The 2,825-nt window shown below is 40.4% G+C and carries 5 protein-coding genes; all 5 read right to left on the bottom strand.

Annotated elements, in window-relative coordinates; translation table 11 throughout:
- Window positions 1-165 precede the first annotated feature (165 nt).
- The gene (locus KJ678_03060; GenBank protein MBU1017118.1) at window positions 166-732 is read right to left on the bottom strand and encodes a type II secretion system GspH family protein; all 567 of its coding nucleotides are present in this window, start codon (window positions 730-732) and stop codon (window positions 166-168) included.
- Between the two features lie 4 nt (window positions 733-736).
- Entirely contained in the window at window positions 737-1,195 is a 459-nt protein-coding gene (locus KJ678_03055) for a prepilin-type N-terminal cleavage/methylation domain-containing protein (GenBank protein ID MBU1017117.1), read from the bottom strand.
- Window positions 1,196-1,323: 128 nt separating this feature from the next.
- A complete protein-coding gene (locus KJ678_03050) occupies window positions 1,324-1,839 on the bottom strand; it encodes a prepilin-type N-terminal cleavage/methylation domain-containing protein (protein MBU1017116.1) in 516 nt (171 codons plus the stop codon).
- A 19-nt stretch (window positions 1,840-1,858) separates the two neighbouring features.
- Window positions 1,859-2,419 carry a type II secretion system GspH family protein gene (locus KJ678_03045; protein MBU1017115.1) on the bottom strand — a complete coding sequence of 187 codons (561 nt, stop codon included), beginning with the start codon at window positions 2,417-2,419 and terminating at the stop codon, window positions 1,859-1,861.
- Window positions 2,420-2,443: 24 nt separating this feature from the next.
- The coding region (locus KJ678_03040) for a hypothetical protein (protein MBU1017114.1) at window positions 2,444-2,825 on the bottom strand (382 nt) is incomplete at its 5' end.

Below are 2,825 nucleotides of genomic sequence, written 5' to 3'. Positions count from 1 at the left end.
GCTTTAGTTTCAGCAAGAGACAGATTTTGTATTATACTCCTTGAACTTTCTTCCGATGACCTGCTAAACGCCAGATTATAATAAATTGGTATGGAAATAGCCGTTAGGATTATAATTACACTTATAGATATTAAAAGCTCTACTAGGGTAAAACCTAAAAGTTTTTCAATTCCCATAATTTCCCCTTAAAGTAACTGTGGTATTAAATTCTGCGCTTGCGGTAACGGGGCTTTGACAAGCGTGTGTAACCTTAAACAAAGCGGTAACAATAGGAGGACCGCCTTCGGGATTGTAAATGGTAAAAATACTACTACCTCCTTTAATTATATTCACCCCGCTATTAACATCCGTATTGGTTACCGTTACCCCATCCACTTCAATTCTGCCGTTGGGACAGGTTCCCGATACCCCCCCTTCCACAAACTGTATTGTGGAAGAAACCCCTTGCGCGCTGGTAATTTTAACATAATCAGTATATTCAGTTTGACCTTCGGAAACCTCAACAAATTGTCCCAAATCCTCATATTTTATTACAGAAGAATTTCGCAAATTATTTTCCATTAAGGTGGAAGCAAGCGACCCGTTTTGTTCAACCGTTCCCAAAATTTGCGCTTTTTTGTACGCTCTAACCACCGTAAGCAAAATATCCCCACCAACCGCCGCCACAATAGAAATTACTCCCACCACAATTAAAAGCTCTATTAAAGTTACTCCTTTTTTTGATAATCTCATAAAATCATCTCCAGTTAGTTAAAACACCCGTCATAGAGACCTTACGCTCGCTTTTGCCCTCACTCCATTTAACCGTTACCATAACATTTTTTTTATTAGCGCCGTCATTAGCGACTATCATAGACCTTCTATAAATCACATTTGTTCTCGGAGTTATGGATTCATAAGAATTGCTGGAGGTTTCCAAAAAAGCGCAGGTCGTTGGAGAGGAACTAATGATATAAGTATTATTCAAGCCATTGGGACTTAAACAATCGCTATCAAACCCTCCTATATCCCGCTCCATCCTAAAAGACTCCATCCCGGCATTAGCCAACTTTACCGCTTCGGCTCTTCTTAATGCCGACTGTGCGTAAAGAGTAGATATAGTGGCAAGGGAAACTAAAGCGTAGATAACAATAACGGCAATAGCCACTGCCAAAACCACCTCTATTAAAGTCTGACCCTTGTTATTTATATTCATTTCATTGGAGTGCGGACCCCTAAATACCATTTGTCATTGCGAGCGTAGCGAAGCAATCTTATTGAGATTGCTTCGTCGTCACTTCGTTCCTCCTCGCAATGACAACGATGTTCGCACTGACTACATAGCTATTCTATACTACCTTCACTATTTATAACAATCGTTTTATCAGGATGTGTATCATCCGAAACCGTTATGGTAGTACCTCCGCCAACCGGCTTGGCGGTATTTTTTATAAAAACCACTTGAAAAGAATTAACGCATTCAACATATACCCCGGAAGTTAAAGATTTCTGCTCGCCAGAAGTTATTTCGGACAAAGGATCCTCAGCATTATTTGGTTGACCCAAAATATAGTTTGTGGATTTTCCGCCAGCGCAAATAAATCTCGCTCCCCAATATCCATTATCGCCAGAAACAATACCGGAAAGGGATTTTGTTTGTACGAGCCGGATGTCCGACTTGATATTTTCCGAATTTTGGATGAGCGTCTGATTGCTTCCTGTTGTAGTAAAAATAGGAAGAGCAATGGCAGTTAGAATAACTATTACCGAAACGCTTATTAAAAGCTCCACCAAAGTAAATCCCTTTTTATTACAAGGATTCTCCTTTGAAAAAGGTGAATCCTTTGTTAAATTTAACATTTAAGTTTAACCTTTTGCCTCACGGCAAAAGGTTCATATCATTCCCCACCTCAAACCTTCCAACATTATTCCCCCCATCCGTTTGCGCTCTTTCTTTGTAAAATTCCAAATAACAATCCAACTCATACGCCGTTTCGGACCTTTTGTATCTGTAAACTAAAAAGTCCACATTTTGAGGGTCGGTAGGTAAACGAGAAATATATTTTGAAACATCCGAAACAATCCAACCGAAAATAGCGCTTTGCAAAGGACCCGTTTGCTCTTGGGGCAGGGAACTGCTTACCCGCGTAACAGCCACCAAATCGGGATAAGAGCCGTTATCAATATTGTATCTTTCAAAGGCGTTCATTAACATAGCCATATCGGCAAACCTTTTGGAGTCTCGCGAACGGGCAAAAATATCGGCGGGGTTAAGAGCCACCAAAGACATAGCGGCTATCACCGAAACAAGGGCAATAACAACAAGAAGTTCAACGAGAGTAAATCCTTTGTCAAGAGTATCTAGTATTTGGTATCTAGTATCTAGTATAATTCCATTCTGAGTTTTTTGGATTTGAGATTTTAGATGTGGATTTGACATTTGAGTTTTAACATTTGAGATTTTTTAGAACGGATTCTGCACACAATACGCCTCCAACACCACTATACTTTCGCAGGGACTAACTCCGCTTGGAACATAAGCGGAATTGCTATCCTCCACTCTAGCGCATAAAATAAAGTTGTTGGCATCGGGGCGGGAATAACAGTATTGAGTCCAGCCGGGTTTAGGGTCTTTAGGAACAAGTTTTAAATAGTTGGTCCATTCCGTGCCAAAAGGTATAGCGCCTGTTACGGGATAGATATTGTTTTCGGCGTAATAGTTTTCAACAGCGCCTTTAATAACCGCCATATCGTTTTTACGAACGCCATCGCGGGCTCTTCCCCGAATCTTGTTAGGGTTTATAACAGCAATCATTACCCCCGCAAGTATTCCTATAATAGAAACT

Source organism: Patescibacteria group bacterium (assembly GCA_018817085.1).
In the GTDB taxonomy this organism is placed as follows: domain Bacteria; phylum Patescibacteriota; class WWE3; order CG2-30-40-12; family CG2-30-40-12; genus CG2-30-40-12.
Note: the sequence above shows the minus strand (reverse complement) of the source record. Positions and strands in the feature narration are given on the sequence as shown.